The following is a 16,483-nucleotide window of genomic DNA, read 5'->3' as shown; positions in this document are numbered from 1 at the left end:
TCCCCCCTGTCCCCGCCGCTGTCCGCCGACAGCCGGCGAGAGGAGCTGTCCTCATGCCCAACTCAGCCATGCCCAAGGGGCGTTCACTCGCCGCTCCGCACGGAGGACCGCGCCGCGGCCGCGCGGTCACCGCGCTCGCCGCCGCCTTGGCGGTGCTCGCGCTCACCGCCCCGGCGGCCTGGTCGGCACCGGCCCCGCAGGCCGGCTCCGGGTCACCGGCGCCCCGGCACCTCGACGTGCAGCCCAGACCCGGGGCGCGCGAGGTGCCCCTCACCCACACGCAGCGGGACCGACTGCTCGACCGCGCCGCCGAGTCCGCCGACGCCACGGCCCGCGACCTCCGGCTGGGCGGCGCGGAGGAACTGGCCGTCGAGGACGTCGTGAAGGACGCCGACGGCACCGTGCACACCCGCTACTCCCGCACCTACGACGGACTCCCCGTCATCGGCGGCGACCTGGTGGTGCACGAGAGAGCCGGTGCGCGGAGCGTCACCCGCACCTCGGCACGGGCACTCACCCTGCCCACGACCGAGGCCGAGGTCACCGCCACCGAGGCGAAGAAGGCGGCGCTGGCGGCGGCCGGTGAGGACAGTTCGCTCACCTCCCGGCGCCGGGCCACCTCCCGGCAGGTGGTCTGGGCGGCGGACGGCACCCCGCGACTCGCCTGGGACAACGTTGTCGTCGGCGTGCGCACGGACGGCACCCCGAGCCGCCTGCACCTCGTCACCGACGCCGTCACCGGAGCCCGGCTCACCTCGTACGACGACATCCGGGCCGGCGAGGGCCACAGCCAGTACAGCGGGACGGTGCCGCTGGCGTCCGTGCGCGACGGCGACGCCTTCCGGCTGGCCGACCCCCAGCGCGGCAACCACCGGACCTACGACGTCACCGGCGGTGTCCGCACCCTGCTGACCGACGCCGACGACGTGTGGGGCGACGGCGACCCGGCCACCCCGCAGACGGCGGCGGTCGACGCCGCCTACGGAGCACAGCGGACCTGGGACTTCTACCACGACCGCTTCGGCCGCAACGGCATAGCCGACGACGGCGTGGGCGCCGTCTCCAACGTCCACTACGGCACCGGATACGCCAACGCGTTCTGGGACGACCTGTGCTTCTGCATGACCTACGGCGACGGCGCCGACGGCGAGCACCCGCTGACCGAACTGGACATAGCCGCCCACGAGATGACCCACGGCGTCACCTCCGCCACCGCCGGTCTGATCTACACCGGGGAGTCCGGCGGACTCAACGAGGCCACCAGCGACATCATGGGCACCGCGGTGGAGTTCTTCGCCGGCAACGCCGAGGACACACCCGATTTCCTCCTCGGTGAACTGGCGGACGTCCGCGGCACCGGCAAGCCGCTGCGCTACCTGGACCAGCCGTCCAAGGACGCCTCCGCGAAGGGCACCTCGCAGGACTACTGGACCACCGGCACCAAGAAGCTCGACCCGCACTTCAGCTCAGGCGTCGGCAACCACTTCTTCTACCTGCTGGCCCAGGGCAGCGGCCGGTCCACCGTCAACGGGATCGCCTACGACAGTCCCACCTACGACGGCAGGCCCGTCGCGGCCCTCGGTCTCGCGAACGCCACCAACGTCTGGTACCGGGCGCTGACCCGCTACATGACCAGCACCACCGACTACGCCGGCGCCCGCACCGCCACCCTCCGGGCCGCCGCCGACCTCTTCGGCACCACCAGCGACGCCTACGAGACGGTCGGCAACGCCTGGGCCGCCGTCAACGTCGGACCCGGTTACGTCAACCACATCGCCGCCGACACTCCCTCCGCCCGTGACGCGGCCGTCGGCCAGCCGGTCAGCCGCCAGGTCACCGCCACCTCCACCCGGCCCGGCGCGCTCTCCTACAAGGCGACCGGACTGCCCGACGGCCTCACGGTGGACCAGGCCGACGGGCGCATCACCGGCACCCCCACCCGTGCCGGCACCTTCGAGGTCACCGTCACCGTCACCAACTCCGCGGCGGAGCAGCGCGCCCTGCCCTACACCTGGACGGTCCTGGCCTCCGGCGGCGACCACTTCGTCAACCCCGACCGGTACGACATCCCCAACTGGCAGACCGTCGAGTCACCCCTGCGGGTCACCGGCCGTACCGGGAACGCGCCCGCCGACCTGAAGGTCACCGTCGACCTGTCCCACCCGTTCATCGGCGGCCAGATCATCGACCTGGTGGCCGGGGACGGCACCCTGATCCCGGTCAAGGGCTTCGTCTGGGACGAGGGCGACGAACTCCACGCCACCTTCACGGTGGACGCCTCCGCGGTCCCCGCCGACGGAACGTGGAAGCTGCGCGTCAAGGACAACACCCCGGGCATCTTCCTCGTCGACCCAGGTCACCTCGACCGCTGGAGCCTGACCTTCTGACGCTCCCGCCGCGCCGCTCGCGGACCGGCCCGCGAGCGGCGAGGATGAGGGGAGTCCGAGTCCCCCGAGTTTCCTGAGCCGAGCCCGAGATGAGCGTGCGGGAGCGAACGTGGCGGTGAATCGTGTCGGTCTGGTCGTGCACGGCGGGCGCGCGGAGGCCCTGGCCGCCGCGGACACGGTGCGCGCGTGGTGCGCCGAGCACGCGCTGCCGTGCGCGGACATCGACGTATGGCGCGACGGCGGCCGCCGCGGCGCGCACGACGAGGTCGCCGAGGCCGGCAGCCCGGACCTGATCGTCACCCTCGGCGGTGACGGAACCTTTCTGCGGGGGGCGCGGCTGGCCGCCGTGGACGACGCGCTGGTACTGGGCGTGGACCTCGGCCGGGTCGGCTTCCTGACCGAGGTGCCGGCCGGCGGCGTCCGTACCGCGCTGGACGCCGTACGGGAGGAACGGACCACCGTGGACAGCCGCATGCTGCTCACCATGCGGGCCTCCCGCGGACTCGAAGTGCCCGCCGGCATGGAGGCGCTGCTGGAGTACGGCCGCGGCCCGCTGCCCCCGCCCCCGCGGGTCCGGGACGACTGCGAGGCCGACGCCGACTGGGGGGTCGCGCTGCACGTCGCCGCCCTGAACGACATCGTCCTGGAGAAACTCTCCCGCGACCGGCAGATCTCGGCCGGCGTCTACCTGGCCGGCCGGCTCCTGGCCTCCTACTCCGCCGACGCCCTGCTGGTCGCCACGCCGACCGGCTCCACCGCCTACAGCTTCGCCGCCGGCGGCCCCGTCGTCTCACCGCGCGCCGACGCCCTGGTCTTCACGCCGGTCGCCCCGCACATGGCGTTCGACCGCTCGGTGGTGGCCGCGCCGGACGAGCCGATCGGCCTGCGCATCCTGGAGCGGTCGGGGCCCGCCGCCGTCAGCGTCGACGGCCAGGTGCGCGGCGTCCTCGGTCCGGGGGAGTGGATCGCGGTCTACGCCGCCCCGCGCCGCCTGCGCGCGGTCCGCCTGGGCCCGATGGACTTCTACGGCCGCCTGCGCCGCCGGATGAACCTCACCGACGCCCCGGCCGCGGTCGCCGACGGCCCCTCCGCCCCCCTGTGGTCCGTGACGACGCCCCCTCCCGGGGACCTGGCACACCTGGAGCTGTCCTCCGTCTGGGACGGCCCGTCGCCCGACGCCGGCGCCTGAGACCGGGCGGCGGGCGCCCGCCGCCCGGTCTCACGCGCAGAGGGCCTGCTGGAGGCTCGGGTGGCAGGTGATGACCGCGTCGAGTCCGACGATCTGGATGACCCGCAGCACGGGCTCGGTGGGGCCCGCCAGACGTACCCAGCCGCCCGACGCCCGCGCGCTCCGGTGGGCGGCGACGAGCGCGTTGATGCCGCTGGAGTCCATGAAGGTGACGGCCTGGAAATCCAGCACGGTCCGCCCCGCCGACGCCTCCCGGCCGGACTCCAGGGCCTGCTGCAGTTGCGGGACGGTGGTGTGGTCGATCTCGCCGCCCACGGTGAGGACGCTGATGCCGTCGGTGGAGGTACGCGTGATCGACAGGCGGTTACGTCCTGTTGATCCGTAGGTGTCTGTCACACTCGCCTCTGCAGCGTTGGGTGGTGTTCTGACCAGCGCTTCCGCCGGAAAGCTGTCCCCGCATCGTACGGGCGGCGCACCCGGATGGCCCTGCCACAGGTTCTTTCCCCGCTTGTGAGGTACCCGCCGGGGTAAACGGCGAATGTGAACGGGGTGATGATGACGGGCAAGCCGACTTCGAACAATCAGGACGAACGCCGCGGCGGCCAGGACGAGGGAGCGGCGGAGACCACCGTCGCGCTGGCCGGCGACGGTGGCTGCATCGCGGAGGCCCGGCGGCTGACCGCCGACTTCCTCACCCCGCCCGGAGACGGCGGGGGAGGCGGCGTACCGGCCCGCACGGTCGGGCTCATCCAGGTGGTGGTGAGCGAACTGGTCACCAACGCCCGCAAGTACGCACCCGGCCCCATCCTGCTGCGGCTGCGCCTCACGGGCGCCGCGGTGGAGGTCGCCGTGTGGGACAGCGACCCGGTGCTGCCGACGGTGCGGGAGGCCGATCCGCAGCGCGTCGGCCACCACGGCCTGGAGATCGTCAAGGCCATCGCGCAGACCCTCACGATGCGCCCGGCGAGGGTCGGAAAGCGGATCACCGCCCTCATCAGCCTGCGCCCCGGCCCCCAGGCCGCCGCCCCGTGCTAAGGGCTGTCCCGCCGGGAATAGCGGGACAGCCCTTGGGGACCCGCGGTCCGAAACCCGGACTGCGCGACCCGGACTCCGCGACCCGGCCCGGAGAGCCGGACCGCTGAAAGACGGGAGAACGGGAACATCACAGGGTGAGGAGGAACCACAGTGCGGGTTCCGATATCCGGTGTGGAGCGGTCCGCGGACGCCGGGACGTGGGCGGTGCTGACGCTGCGCGGCGAGACCGATCTGGCGATCGCCCCACTGCTGCGCGCGGCCGTCGACGAACTGGTCGCCGAGGACCGGGTGCACCTGGTGTGGGACTTGGCGGACGTGACGTTCATGGACTCCGCGGGCCTCGGCATCATGGCCTACGCGATGCGGTCGGCGGAAGCGCGCCGGGGAGAACTGCGGCTGGCCCAAGTCTGCGCCCAGGTGCGCAAACTCCTGGAACTGACCGGGCTGGACACGGTCGTCGGGATGTACCCGGACGTGGCCTCCGCCGCCGCGGGGCCGGTACCACGATGACACCCGCCGTCGCGGGGGCCCTTCTTTGGCAGCCGACGAGGAATTGGGCAGACTGTTGTCGATGGGCAACTTCTTCGATCCGGAAAGCCTCGCCCTCTCGTCGGCCGGAGAGGCGCTGATGTCCGCGGTGCTCGACGCCGCGGGCGCCGGCGTGTACGCCGTGGACGCCGACGGACGGGTGATCGCCTGCAACCCGTGGGCGGAACGGCTCCTCGGCTATGCTCCGGGCACCCTGATCGGTGCCGACGCCCACGATCTCCTCGCCCCCCGGACCGGCCACGGCACCGGCCTGCCCGGGCGGCGGCCCGTCCCGCACGACGTCGCGCTCGGCGAACGCCTCGGCGGTGACCGTGCCGTCCTGATGCGCGCCGACGGCACCGCCCTCACCGTGTGGTGGTCCGCGGCCTCCCTGCCGCTCGAACCGGGCCGCGGGGCCGGCGCGGTCATCGTCTTCCACGACATCTCCGCGCAGCGCGCGCACGACGGGCGGCGCGCGGACCGCTACGCGCACAGCGAGACGATGCGTGAGCAGGCCGAGTACGACCTGGCGGAGATCACCTGGCTGAGCGAGGTCACCCTGGCCATGGTCAGCACCCTGGACACCGACGAGGCACTGGCCCGCCTGGTCCGCCAGTTGGTGCCGCGCCTCGCCGACACCGCCGTCATCGACCTGGCCCGCAAGCGCAGGACCCGACGGGCCGCCTGGGCCCACCGCTCTCCCGGCACGCTGCCCGCCGACCCCGCCGACGCGAGCGCCCTGCCCGACCACCCCGCCCACCACGCCGCGCTGCGGCGCGTCCTGCAAGGCGCCGGCACCCAGCGCGTGCGGCATCCGGACACGGACGTGGCGTCCCCCGCGGAACTGCTGAGCGCGGTGGAGGCCGTCGACGTCCTGGTCGTCCCCATCCGGCTGCGCGCCACGACGTTCGGCGCGCTCACCCTGGCCCGCTCGGCGGCCGGCCCACCGTTCAACGACGCCGACCGCGCCCTGGCCGAGGAGGTCGCCCGGCGCACCGCCCTCGGACTGGACAACACCCGCCTGCACGCCGCCCAGGCCGACATCGCCGCCACCCTCCAGCGGGCCCTGCTCACCGACCTGCCGGACGTGCCCGGCCTGGAACTGGCCGCCCACTACCAGCCCGCCCAGAGCGCCGCCGAGGTCGGCGGCGACTGGTACGACGCCTTCCGCCTCCCCGACGGGGACACCGCCCTGGTCATCGGCGACGTCACCGGCCACGACATCCAGGCCGCCTCCCGCATGAGCGAACTGCGCAGCATGCTCCGCGCGCTCGCCGTCGACCGCTGCGACGAGGAACCCGGGCAGATCCTGCGCCGCCTGGACACCGCCCAGGCCCGTCTGACCCTCTCCGACTCCGCCACCGTCGTCCTCGCCCGGCTCCACCCCGGCGCGGACGGCACCTGGGACCTGTCCTGGTCCGTCGCCGGACACCCCCCGCCGCTGCTCCTGGCCGCCGACACCGCGGCCACCTACCTCGCCGGCCCGCACGCCATGCTCCTCGGCGTCCGCCCCACCCAGGAACGCCCCACCGCCCGTACGACGCTGCCCGCGGGCGCCACCCTCGTCCTCTACACGGACGGTCTCGTCGAGTCCCGTACCCAGAACCTCGACACCGGCCTGACCCGCCTGCGCCGGCACGCCGACACCCACCGCGACATGCCCCTGCCGGAGCTGTGCGCGATGCTCGCCGGCGACCTCGGCGACACCCGGGACGACATCACCGTCGTCGCCGTCCGCCTCCCCCGGGGAGCCGGCTGAGACCCGGATTCGTCAGATCTAGGCGACGCTGCCGGTGGCGGCGGGGCTGAGGGCGATGTCCGCGGTGATCCGCTTGCCGACCGCGGCCGGTTCTATGACGACGGAGCGGGCGAGGGCGGTGACGATCTCCAGTCCGTGCTGGCCGATCCGGCCCGGGTTGGCGGCCCGGGCGGTCGGCAGGGCCGGATCGCTGTCCCACACCTCCACCTGGACCGCCGTGCCGACGATCCGCAGCCGCAGGAGGCCGGGGCCCGACGTGTACTTGCGCGCGTTCGTCACCAGCTCGCTCACGATGAGCTGAGTGATCTCCACCGCATCCGCGGGGACGGTGATGCCGTACTCGTCCCGCGCCTGCGCCAGGAAGGTGCCGGCGAGCCGGCGGGCCTCGGCGATACGCGTGCCGTTGCCGTCCAGGGCAAGGCTTGCTTCGGGCGGGCCCGTACCGGAGCCGTCGGTGTCCGCCCCCTCGGGCTCGGGTGTCTCGTGCATACTCGGCCTGCTTCCGCTTCCCCGTTTCCGCCCGTCGGTTACCCGTTCGGGTTCCGCACACTCCCCGGCACGTTACCTGGGGCGCAGCCATCCGGGTGCATCGTGCGTAGGATGCGTGGGCCGCCCTTCACCGAAGGTATTGGCCTAAGTGTTACCGAGCGTTACTGAGGGGCGAGGAGAGCGTGGTAGACATACAGGGCGTAGTGGGCCAGCCTGCCCGGCTGTCCATTGTCCGCAGCGCGTCCGCAGGTGTCTGTGTGCTCACTCTGCGGGGCGAACTCGACGCCGACACGGCCGGGCTGCTCCGTGAAGCTCTGACGGACGATGCCGCAGAGACGCCGCCGCGCACGGTGCTCGATTTCGACGCGGTCACGTTCATGGACTCCAGCGGGATCAACGTCCTGGTCGCCGCGCACCGCGCCGCCGACGCCGCCGGGGGATGGATCCGGCTGGCCCGGCTGGCCGGGCCGGTGCGGCGCGTCGTCGAGCTGGTCGGCCTGGACACGATCATCGCCTGCCGGGCGACCGTCGACGAGGCGCGGAACCTCTGATCCGCAACCCGGCGGGTCAAGGGGTGTGCGATCGAGAAGCCGGGGTAGGGGCTACCCCGACGGCCGTTCACGCCGACCGGCGCGGCACGGGGGCCGGAAGCACATGGGAGGGCACAACATGATGGTGACCACGCAGGCAGAGACACGGACAGCGGGGCTGCCGGAGGTCACCGATCCTTCGCGGGTCGCGCCCAGGGACGCGCGCGAACTGTCGAGGCAGTTCTTCGACCGGCTGGCGGAGCTGGAGGAGGGCACCCCGGAGTACCAGTACGCCCGCAACACGCTGATCGAGATGAACATCTCCCTCGTACGCTTCGCGGCCGGCCGGTTCCGCAGCCGCGGACCGGAGGAGATGGAGGACATCGTCCAGGTCGGGACGATCGGACTGATCAAGGCGATCGACCGTTTCGAGATCACCCGCGAGGTCGAGTTCACCTCCTTCGCGGTTCCCTACATCGTCGGTGAGATCAAGCGTTTCTTCCGGGACACCTCCTGGGCCGTGCACGTGCCGCGCCGGCTGCAGGAAGCCCGCGTGCAGCTCGCCCGGGCCACCGAGGAACTGCGCAGCCGCCTCGGCCGCACCCCCACCGTCGGCGAACTGTCGCAGCTCATGAGCCTGAGCGAGGAAGAGGTCAACGAGGCGAGGCTCGCCTCCAACGGCTACAACTCCTCCTCCCTGGACGCCGCGATCAGCGGCAGCGACGAGGGCGAGACCGCGCTCGCGGACTTCATCGGGACCGAGGACGCCGCCCTCGGACTGGTGGAGGACTTCCACGCGCTGGCCCCCCTCCTCGCCGAACTGGAGGAGCGCGACCGGCGCATCATCCACATGCGGTTCGTCGAGGAACTCACCCAGGCCCAGATCGGCGAGCACCTCGGCGTCTCCCAGATGCATGTCTCGCGGCTCCTCGCCCGCACCCTGAAGCGGCTGCGCGAGGGCATGCTCACCACCCGCTGATCCCCGAGGACCGGCGGACAGCGGGTCCTCGAACAAGGCCCGACACCTCAGAGACTGTCGAACGTGAGAGGCGGCACGCCGGCGTGCAGGGAACAACCACCGCGGACGACGAGCCCGCGCAGCCGGTGGCGGACGCCCACCTGGAACTGCTGGTACGGCTGGTCGAGGCGCAGAGCGGAGCGAGCATGGCCCTCTCGCTGACCACCCCCGGCGGCATCGTCAGCGGCCGCCTCGTCGGCTCCGCCGTCTGGGCCGAGCGGTGGCGGGAGGCCGTGCGCGAAGCGGTCCGGGCCGAGGACCACGCCGACCAGTTGATCCAGCTCCCGCACATCGTGCAGGACGCCATGCCCGAGACGGACGCGGCGGGCCTGCACGACTTCGTGCACCTGGTGGACGTCACCTTCCTGTCCGCCCCGGGCCCGCCCACCACACCGCTGTGGCGCGGCCGGGTCCGTGACATCTCCGGATGGTCCCTGGGCGCACCCCGCTGAGAGCGGGGGAGCCGTCCGGGCGGCCCGCCTCGGACGGCCTCCGGACCTCTGCGTCGCCGGTGACGCGGGTGGCGAGGCGGTAGGCGACGGTGACGTCCCGGTACTCGTGCCCCGGCACCACCGCGTCGGGCAGCCGGGTCCGCTCGGCACGTGAAATCGACTCCCGCACGCCGGTGCCGGGGAAGCGCACGGACGTACGGGGCTTCTCCCCGAACCGGAGACGGTCGCCGTGGACCGTCGCGCCGAACGACACATCGGGCCCGGCACCCGCCGGCTCGCGCCCCTCGGCCGTTCACGGCGGTTCCTCGCGCTCGTCGGCCGCGGCGCGGGGGCGGGCGGACCGGCGCGGCGGCTCCTCGTCCTCGCCGCGCGTCCGGCGCGAGCGCGGTGCCGGCCGCTCCCGAGCGGTGCGCCGAGTCCCGGTGCCGCCGTCGTCCGCCGCTCTCCGGGTCTTCCCCGTCACCCGCCGCGGGCCGGTCCTCCCGGCCGGAGCCGCCGGAGCGTCGCCGCCCCCGGCATCCACGGTCTCCCCGGCATCCACGGTCTCCCCGGCATCCACGGCATCCACAGTGTCCTCGGCGGCCACGGCGCCGTCCCCGGCCGTCCGCGCGACCGGCTCCGCCGCCCGGCCGGTCGCGTCCGCCGCCGCACCGACCGCTCGCCGTGCCGTTCCGGCGGCCTGCCCCATGACCTCCCCGCCAGCCTCCGAGCCGAGCCCGCCGGCCGCGTCGGCCCCTGCCCGCCCCACGTCCCGCACCGCCGAACCCACCCCCCGGGCCAGCTCCGCGAGAAGCTGCGGGTTGCGGTCGAGCGTGGTGAGCACCCGGTCGATGATGCGCGCCACGTTGTCGAGCCGCACCTTCAACCGGGCCTGCGCCTCCACCCCGGAGATGCCCAGGTGCACCTCACCGAGCGTGACATCGGCGCCCACGCTCAACTTCAGCAGATCCAGTACCTCGGCCTGGAGCGAGACGTGCGCCCGTAGATCCTGGACGTCCAGATCGATCTCGTCGACCGCGAGGCGGGGGACGTCGAGGAAGACATCGGGCGCGTCCGACTCCTTCTCCTGCTCGTCGTACCACTGCGGCTCCTCGTCGTTCCCGGCGTCGTCCGGCATCCCTGCGCCTCCGCGAGCTCGACAAAAGAAATGTCCCTTTTGTCAGTATGGCGCCATTGGGGTGGGCGGGCAGTTCCGGTCCGGTGCGCGGGCGCGGAGGCCGCGACCGCGCACCGGCCGAGGGCGCCGGGCGGAGACCGGCGTCAGGTCGTGCCGGCCGGAGCGTCCACCCGGCCCACGGCCCGGCGGACCGCCGCGTCGATCTCCGGCAGCGCCCGCGTGATGTCCGTGTAGCGGACGAACTCGACCTTGGCCACCGTGCCCAGGCCCCGGACGAGGAAGCCGTACTCCTCGTCCCGTCCCTCCTCCATCAGCAGCACGATGGGCTTGTTGAAGGCGCTCGCCCAGCCGATCTCGATGTGGGTGCCCGGCGAGGGCGGGATGCCGGGGATGGCGACGAACACGTCCGCCTTCTCGATCTCCGTCTGGTCCAGCGGGGTGCACTGCTCCGGAGTCAGCACCTCGGCGCCCCAGGCTTCTCTGCGGTGCGCGTTGTAGACGTGCAGCCCCTGTTTCTCGAAGTGCTCGATGAGCAGGAGGAACGGGCGCCGTCCGGCGGTCGGCATGGTCTGTGTCTCCGGGTCGACCAGGCCCATGAACGGCCCGGCGAGGAAGACTCTGCGCACGCCCGCGACGACGGGCTCTGGCGTACTGGCGGTGAGGGTCACCGGACAACCTCCGAGTGGGAAGACGTGACGGACGGAGCGGTACGGAGCGGGAGGAGTCGTGTCGGGGCGCGGCCGCCGGCTCAGTCCTTGAAGAAGCACTGGATGTAGGCGTTGCCGGTGGTGCCGTAGGTGTACTCGGTGGTGTCGTACGCCTGGTAGCGGTGGCGTTCGACATGGATGCGGCTGAAGTGGTCGACGTACTGCCAGCGCAGCTCGGGCTTGGTGCTGAAGAACGGGATGAAGACACCCCCCGGGCGCAGCGCCCGCACCACCTCGGGCATCGTCCTCGCCCACAGCTCCTTGTCCGTCCACACCTCCATGTCCAGGGCCGGGTCGAAGAACATGCCGTCGATGCTCTCGCTCGGCAGGTCGTGGACCCGCCGGAAGAAGTCGCCGCGCTCGATGGTCAGCGTGGCCGGCGGTTCCGGCTGGGCGGCCCGGAACAACTCCTCCACCTCGTCGAACAGTTCGAGCACGGTGTGGCGGCGAGTGGCCGGGTTGCGGGCGATCCGCAGCGCCGAGAGGCCCAGGCCGAGGCCCACCTCGTAGAAGTCCTGCCCGTGCCGGCACAGCAGGTCGGCGCTGGCCCACATCAGGTCCCGCTCCCAGGCCTGCATGGCCTGCTCGCCGCCGATGCTCAACGTCACCTCGCCGTCCTTCTCGATCAGTTCGATCTCCGGCTCGGCGGGGCCGGTGGTCGTGGTGCCGGTGTTCTCCTGCACGGCTGTCCTCCTGGGACGGGGGTGGAGGCCGACGGTCGTCAGCCCTGTCGCGGGACGACTCCGAAGTGCCGCCGGGCGGTGGAGACCGCCAGGTCCTGCACCGCGAAGACGGTGAAGTAGTAGGCCTGCGGAGCCGTGTCCGCGGCGAAGCGCACCTGGAACGACACGTCCTTGGGGCCGCGGTCGGCGCCCTTGGCCCGGACGACCGCCGGTTCCACGGCGGCCGAGTCGCGCAGGTAGGTGGGGACGAACAGGCCGAGCCGCACCGGCCCCGGCCGGGGCGCGGTCAGTTCCACGCGTACCTGGAGCACCCCGCCCGCCGGGACCTCGTCCGCGGCGTGGGCGAGCAGTTCGGGCGCCCGGGGGACCCGGAACGTCACGTCACCGCAGCGCAGGCAGACCACGCACACGGTGTCCAGGACGTGCGGCAGCAGGCCGCGCCGGGTGAACCGCTGGGCCGGCCGGCCGCAGTGGCACACCACGTCCTCGACGTGTTCGTCGAGCCGGCTGCGGTCACCGAAGTGCGCGGGGTAGTTCATCAGCTCGGTCTCCGGGTTCTCGGTGACCTGCTGGGCGATGACGTGGTCGAGGGACTGGAGGTCGGCGTCGAGGGACGCGCGCATCTCGTCGGCGGACCGGTCGGCCAGGTGAGTGGGGCGGGCCACCCGCAGGTCGACCTTGCGGGCCAGCTTGACGAGCCTGGGGCGCAAAGGGTGGTTGTGCGGCAGCAGTTCGCCGGTGAGCAGCGCGGTGAGGCGGGTCCCGACGGTGAGAAGCAGTTCGTCGGGGCGGTGGTCGGACGGTGCGGGCGCGGCCGGCGCGCCCCCCTGCGGATGCGGCAGGCCGAAGCGCATGAACGCGGGGTAGGGGTGCGAGCCGGCCAGGCTGGCGTTGAGGGTGTCGACGGAGTCCGTGCCGGTGGCGGCGGCCCGCATCCAGGCGGTGTTCTCGGGCCGGTCGGAGTCGTGGACCGACACGGCGGAGACCACGGTACGGGCCGGGCCGTCGAGGGCGTTGAGCAGGATCTGGTAGCGCGGGTCGTACAGCGCGAGGTCGGAGAGAGGCCCGCTGTTGCAGGCGCTGAGGACCACCTCGGCGGCGGCCACCCGGTTGAGGGGGACGAGTTTGTCCTCCGGCTTGTAGCAGGGCAGGCCGTAGGCGCAGCGCGGGCCGAGGAGCGACGGTTCGCGCGTGGCGGCGGTGTTGAGCCCGCAGATGGTGAACTCGCCGAGGTTGATGCTGTCGTCCTTGCCGTGCCCCTGGAAGACGACCTTGCGCCACTGGTTGCCGAGGATCTCGGCCTGGATGTCGTCGCGGTCGAAGTCCCGGTCGTCGTAGACCCGCACGTCGCCGGTGGACGCGGGCCGGTCGGTGTCGGTGAACAGGCCGAGCCGGGTCAGGGCGGCGCTCGGGCGGGCGTACTGCTTGGCCACGTTCCACAGCAGGGAGACCGGATCGCGGCCGCTGAGGAAGGACAGCCCGGCGTCCTCGGCCCGGTAGGTGCTCTGGAGCAGGTCGCGCACCGGGTCCAGGCGCAGCCGGTCGTAGGTGCCCACCACCAGGAGGCTGCCGCCCAGACCGTGTCCGAACCGGCGCAGGTCGTGCGCGCCGAGCCAGATTCCGGCGAGCGGGGCGAGAAGGTCGGTGAGTCCGTCGGGCAGTTCCTCCCCGCCGAGGACCACGCCGTGGTCGAGGGGGGCGGGGAGCGCGGTGCGGTCGTAGAGCCGGCCGGCCAGGTCGATGCTCTCCGCCAGGTCGGCACGGCCGTCGGTGAGGACGGGCACGGCCACGGCCTCCGGCGCCGCCAGGAACTCCTTGACGGCGGTCCGGAGCCGACCGGGGGGTACCGGGGTGAACAGCGGGCGTCGGGGGGCCTGCTGCCCGGTCGTGCTCGGGTCTGTGCCGGCGGACTGCATCAGTGGTGACCTCTGTCTTCGGGTTCTGTCGTCGGTTGGGTGCGGTTCGGACGTGGTGGGGACCGGCGGACCTGACGGGTGGCGCGGTGGCCGGCGGCCCGCTCAGGTGGCGGCGGTGACGGGGGCGGCCGCCGGCCGGGTGAACAGGCCGCGGCAGGCGAACGCCCCGAGCGCGGTGGCCAGGGCCGTGGCGAGGGCGAGGGCGAAGACGCCGCGCGGGCCGAGCGGTTCGACCAGCAGGCCGCCCGTCTGCTGGCCGACGGCCTCGCCCAGCACGGTGGCGAGCGACGCCCAGGTGAAGGCCTCGGTCAGCAGACGGCTGTCGGCCAGCGTGCTGACCAGGGTCATCTCGCCGGCGGAGACCAGGGCGATGGGTACGCCGCCCACGGCCAGCGCCAGGGCCAGGGTCAGTTCGGAGGTGGCCAGCAGCGGCAGCGCCGTGCCCACCGCGTAGCACAGGACCAGCCAGGGGAAGCGACGGTGCACCGGGCGCTCGGACTGGGAGGCCCCCAGCCACAGGGCGCCGAGCGCACTGCCGATGCCCCAGCAGGCGTAGACGAACCCGGTGCGGCCAGGGGTGCCGTGCTCGTCGACGAAGGCGGGAATGGCGAGTGTCATCAGTCCGATCGGTACGGCCGCCCCGGCCATCACGGCGATCAGGGCGAGCAGCGCGGGATCGCGCAGCGGGCCCGGCCGGCCGAGGGCCGGGCCGCCGGCGGGCCGGGCCGCCGCGCGTTCCGCCGCGAGGACCTGGGGCGGCACCCGGGTGAACGCCAGGCCGACGGCGCCGGCCCCGCCGAGGACCGCGACGACCGTGACAGCGGCTCCCGCCGATCCGGTGATCATCAAGGTCGCGAGCATCGCCGGGGCGCCGATGACCAGCAGTTCGGTGAGGAGTGCCTCCCACAGATACGCGGTCTCCCGCTCGTCGTCGCGCAGCGGCAGACGGGCCCAGAGGCTGCGCATGCAGGCGTTGGCCGGAGGCAGGAAGCAGCCGGCGACCACGGCCAGGACCAGTTGGGCGGGGGAGGCGGGTCCGGTGGCCCAGACCAGCGCGGCCAGCGCACCGGGGTAGACGAGCCCGGTGGCGAGCAGCATGGGCCGCCGCCCGGCGCGGTCGATGCGCCGGGCGATGACCGGGCCGCCCAGCGCCATGCCCGCGGTGTAGAGCGCGGAGACCAGACCGGCCTGGGCGTAGCTGCCGCCCTGCTCGCGCACGACCAGGACCATGGCGAGCGACATCAGGTAGACGGGCAGCCGGGAGACCACGCTCCACCAGGCGAGCGGGGCGACGTACGGCCGGGTCAGAAGGCGCAGGAAACGCCGGGGCATCCCTGTCATGACGGGTCGGTCCTCCGTGGGTCGGACGGGGCGCTCGCGCCCGAAGGCGCGGGCGGGCCGAAGGGGGTTCAGGCGGACAGCCGCGGCGCGGCGTCGGCCGCGATCTCCATGGTGAACGCCTTCAGCACCCCCCTTATACGGTCCTCCACCTGTGCGGCCGTGGCACCCTCCACGTGGACGTGGCCGCAGGCGCTGTGCGAGGCACGCCGGGCGCTGACATGTTCTCCGGGTGAGGTGCGCAAGGCGGCGTGGACGACGCCGGGCATCCGCAGCAGTTCCTCCCGCGAGGTGAGCGCGGTGACGGTGCCGGTGCCGGTCAGCGGCAGCAGCAGGTCGCCGACGCAGCGCCGTCTCCCGTACTCCAGGGCGGGCCGGCGTCCGCTGTAGACGTCGAGGGTGGCGCCGAAGACGTCGAAGCCGTAGGCGTATCCGTGGTTGGCGGCGATCTCGCAGCCCGCCATCCGGATGCCGACCTCGCTCGCGTACGGCTCGCCGTCGATCTCGAAGAACTCCATGTGGAGGTAGCCGTGGTCCACGCCCATGCCGTGCACGACGCGGCGCACCAGGCCGCCGACGTCGCAGGCGGGCCCCGGGCCCGAACCCACGCTGATGTTGGCGTTCATCGCCCCGTCGACGATGTCCAGCGGCCGGCACGGCATGGCGCTGGGCCAGACGTCCAGCACCTCCTTGCCGTGGATCAGCGCGCACGCCTCCCATTCGGTGCCGCCCAGGTACTGCTCCACCATCCACCGCCGGGCCGTGAGGTCGACCTGGCGGACGTCCCCGGGGCCGTCGAGGCGGTAGGTGTCGACGCAGGCGAAGGAGTCGACGGGCTTGAGCACGACCGGCCAGCCGTGGGCCGCGGCGAAGCGGCCGATGTCGTCGGCGGTGCGGACGGGCGCGTAGTCGGCGGTCCGCAGCCCGAGCCGGCGGAACCTGTCCTTCATCGCGACCTTGTCCCGTACCCAGGCGACCTGCTGGGAGGTCAGATGGGGCAGGCCCACCAGCCGGGCGAAGCGCTGGGCCGTCTCCTGGCGGGGTTCGGACGGGTTGCAGAAGCGGGTCGGCCGCAGCGGCTGGCGCCGGATCCAGGCGAGGTAGCGCCGGGCCTCGGCGGCCGGCGGCGCGTTCCGGCGGACCCAGAAGGCGGGCAGGTGGGAGGTCTCGCGCAGGTACTCGGCCGACAGGTCGGCGCGCGCCTCCTCGAACCGCAGCAGCACCAGCGATCCGGCACGGTGCCGGGCCGCGTGGCGGGTGAAGGAGGAGGCTCTGTCGTCGGCCATCAGGAGGACCTCGCGGGCAAGGTCCCCCTCGGGCGGTGTGACGGGGGGC

16 protein-coding genes are annotated in these 16,483 nt (G+C 73.2%); 8 read left to right on the top strand and 8 right to left on the bottom strand.

Features of this window, described 5'->3' with window-relative positions:
* Window positions 1–53 precede the first annotated feature (53 nt).
* Together ABEB00_RS17960 and ABEB00_RS17955 are read left to right on the top strand one after the other, a co-directional pair.
* Window positions 54–2,387 carry a M4 family metallopeptidase gene (locus ABEB00_RS17960; RefSeq protein ID WP_345620773.1) on the top strand — a complete coding sequence of 778 codons (2,334 nt, stop codon included), beginning with the start codon at window positions 54–56 and terminating at the stop codon, window positions 2,385–2,387.
* A gap of 109 nt (window positions 2,388–2,496) precedes the next feature.
* Entirely contained in the window at window positions 2,497–3,576 is a 1,080-nt protein-coding gene (locus ABEB00_RS17955; RefSeq protein ID WP_345620772.1) for an NAD(+)/NADH kinase, read from the top strand.
* Between the two features lie 30 nt (window positions 3,577–3,606).
* Here ABEB00_RS17955 and ABEB00_RS17950 read toward each other — a convergent pair whose 3' ends face one another.
* The gene (locus tag ABEB00_RS17950) at window positions 3,607–3,972 is read right to left on the bottom strand and encodes an STAS domain-containing protein (protein ID WP_345620771.1); all 366 of its coding nucleotides are present in this window, start codon (window positions 3,970–3,972) and stop codon (window positions 3,607–3,609) included.
* 144 nt (window positions 3,973–4,116) lie between these two features.
* Here ABEB00_RS17950 and ABEB00_RS17945 point away from each other — a divergent pair, with 144 nt between their 5' ends.
* The 3 genes from ABEB00_RS17945 (at window position 4,117) to ABEB00_RS17935 (ending at window position 6,898) form a co-directional block, all read left to right on the top strand.
* Complete coding sequence (locus tag ABEB00_RS17945; protein ID WP_345620769.1) at window positions 4,117–4,611, top strand: ATP-binding protein; 495 nt, start codon at window positions 4,117–4,119, stop codon at window positions 4,609–4,611.
* Between the two features lie 150 nt (window positions 4,612–4,761).
* On the top strand, window positions 4,762–5,121 hold the full coding sequence (locus ABEB00_RS17940) for an STAS domain-containing protein (RefSeq protein ID WP_345620768.1): 360 nt from the start codon (window positions 4,762–4,764) through the stop codon (window positions 5,119–5,121).
* Between the two features lie 61 nt (window positions 5,122–5,182).
* On the top strand, window positions 5,183–6,898 hold the full coding sequence (locus ABEB00_RS17935; protein ID WP_345620767.1) for a SpoIIE family protein phosphatase: 1,716 nt from the start codon (window positions 5,183–5,185) through the stop codon (window positions 6,896–6,898).
* Window positions 6,899–6,916: 18 nt separating this feature from the next.
* On the opposite strand, the gene ABEB00_RS17930 is transcribed toward ABEB00_RS17935, so the two are convergent.
* On the bottom strand, window positions 6,917–7,387 hold the full coding sequence (locus ABEB00_RS17930; RefSeq protein WP_345620766.1) for an ATP-binding protein: 471 nt from the start codon (window positions 7,385–7,387) through the stop codon (window positions 6,917–6,919).
* A gap of 182 nt (window positions 7,388–7,569) precedes the next feature.
* Here ABEB00_RS17930 and ABEB00_RS17925 point away from each other — a divergent pair, with 182 nt between their 5' ends.
* The 3 genes from ABEB00_RS17925 (at window position 7,570) to ABEB00_RS17915 (ending at window position 9,387) form a co-directional block, all read left to right on the top strand.
* Window positions 7,570–7,938: an STAS domain-containing protein gene (locus ABEB00_RS17925; protein WP_345620764.1), complete on the top strand. Its 369-nt coding sequence runs from the start codon at window positions 7,570–7,572 to the stop codon at window positions 7,936–7,938.
* Between the two features lie 121 nt (window positions 7,939–8,059).
* Window positions 8,060–8,896 (top strand): RNA polymerase sigma factor SigF, encoded by an 837-nt coding sequence (locus ABEB00_RS17920; RefSeq protein WP_345620913.1) that lies wholly within the window; start codon window positions 8,060–8,062, stop codon window positions 8,894–8,896.
* Between the two features lie 83 nt (window positions 8,897–8,979).
* The gene (locus ABEB00_RS17915) at window positions 8,980–9,387 is read left to right on the top strand and encodes a hypothetical protein (RefSeq protein WP_345620762.1); all 408 of its coding nucleotides are present in this window, start codon (window positions 8,980–8,982) and stop codon (window positions 9,385–9,387) included.
* A 292-nt stretch (window positions 9,388–9,679) separates the two neighbouring features.
* Here ABEB00_RS17915 and ABEB00_RS17910 read toward each other — a convergent pair whose 3' ends face one another.
* The 6 genes from ABEB00_RS17910 to ABEB00_RS17885 all read right to left on the bottom strand — a co-directional run bounded on the left by ABEB00_RS17910 (window position 9,680) and on the right by ABEB00_RS17885 (window position 16,434).
* Window positions 9,680–10,504 (bottom strand): hypothetical protein, encoded by an 825-nt coding sequence (locus ABEB00_RS17910; RefSeq protein ID WP_345620761.1) that lies wholly within the window; start codon window positions 10,502–10,504, stop codon window positions 9,680–9,682.
* A 143-nt stretch (window positions 10,505–10,647) separates the two neighbouring features.
* Complete coding sequence (locus tag ABEB00_RS17905; RefSeq protein ID WP_345620760.1) at window positions 10,648–11,172, bottom strand: nucleoside 2-deoxyribosyltransferase; 525 nt, start codon at window positions 11,170–11,172, stop codon at window positions 10,648–10,650.
* 80 nt (window positions 11,173–11,252) lie between these two features.
* Window positions 11,253–11,894 (bottom strand): class I SAM-dependent methyltransferase, encoded by a 642-nt coding sequence (locus ABEB00_RS17900; protein ID WP_345620758.1) that lies wholly within the window; start codon window positions 11,892–11,894, stop codon window positions 11,253–11,255.
* A 38-nt stretch (window positions 11,895–11,932) separates the two neighbouring features.
* Window positions 11,933–13,810 (bottom strand): hypothetical protein, encoded by a 1,878-nt coding sequence (locus tag ABEB00_RS17895; RefSeq protein WP_345620757.1) that lies wholly within the window; start codon window positions 13,808–13,810, stop codon window positions 11,933–11,935.
* 102 nt (window positions 13,811–13,912) lie between these two features.
* Window positions 13,913–15,151 (bottom strand): MFS transporter, encoded by a 1,239-nt coding sequence (locus tag ABEB00_RS17890; protein ID WP_345620756.1) that lies wholly within the window; start codon window positions 15,149–15,151, stop codon window positions 13,913–13,915.
* 68 nt (window positions 15,152–15,219) lie between these two features.
* Window positions 15,220–16,434, bottom strand: coding sequence for an ATP-grasp domain-containing protein (locus tag ABEB00_RS17885; RefSeq protein ID WP_345620755.1), 1,215 nt, complete (start codon window positions 16,432–16,434; stop codon window positions 15,220–15,222).
* Window positions 16,435–16,483 lie beyond the last annotated feature (49 nt).

Origin of the sequence: Streptomyces ziwulingensis, from assembly GCF_039542605.1 — a bacterium.
Classification (GTDB): Bacteria; Actinomycetota; Actinomycetes; order Streptomycetales; family Streptomycetaceae; genus Streptomyces; species Streptomyces ziwulingensis.
The sequence above is the reverse complement of the archived record's forward strand: the minus strand, read 5'-3'. Positions and strand labels throughout refer to the sequence as shown.

Coding starts and splice junctions, on each gene's coding strand:
- ABEB00_RS17890 (WP_345620756.1), bottom strand. CDS start 15,151: ATGACAGGGATGCCCCGGCGTTTCCTGCGCCTTCTGACCCGGCCGTAC.
- ABEB00_RS17910 (WP_345620761.1), bottom strand. CDS start 10,504: ATGCCGGACGACGCCGGGAACGACGAGGAGCCGCAGTGGTACGACGAG.
- ABEB00_RS17935 (WP_345620767.1), top strand. CDS start 5,183: ATGGGCAACTTCTTCGATCCGGAAAGCCTCGCCCTCTCGTCGGCCGGA.
- ABEB00_RS17920 (WP_345620913.1), top strand. CDS start 8,060: ATGGTGACCACGCAGGCAGAGACACGGACAGCGGGGCTGCCGGAGGTC.
- ABEB00_RS17885 (WP_345620755.1), bottom strand. CDS start 16,434: ATGGCCGACGACAGAGCCTCCTCCTTCACCCGCCACGCGGCCCGGCAC.
- ABEB00_RS17930 (WP_345620766.1), bottom strand. CDS start 7,387: ATGCACGAGACACCCGAGCCCGAGGGGGCGGACACCGACGGCTCCGGT.
- ABEB00_RS17895 (WP_345620757.1), bottom strand. CDS start 13,810: ATGCAGTCCGCCGGCACAGACCCGAGCACGACCGGGCAGCAGGCCCCC.
- ABEB00_RS17960 (WP_345620773.1), top strand. CDS start 54: ATGCCCAACTCAGCCATGCCCAAGGGGCGTTCACTCGCCGCTCCGCAC.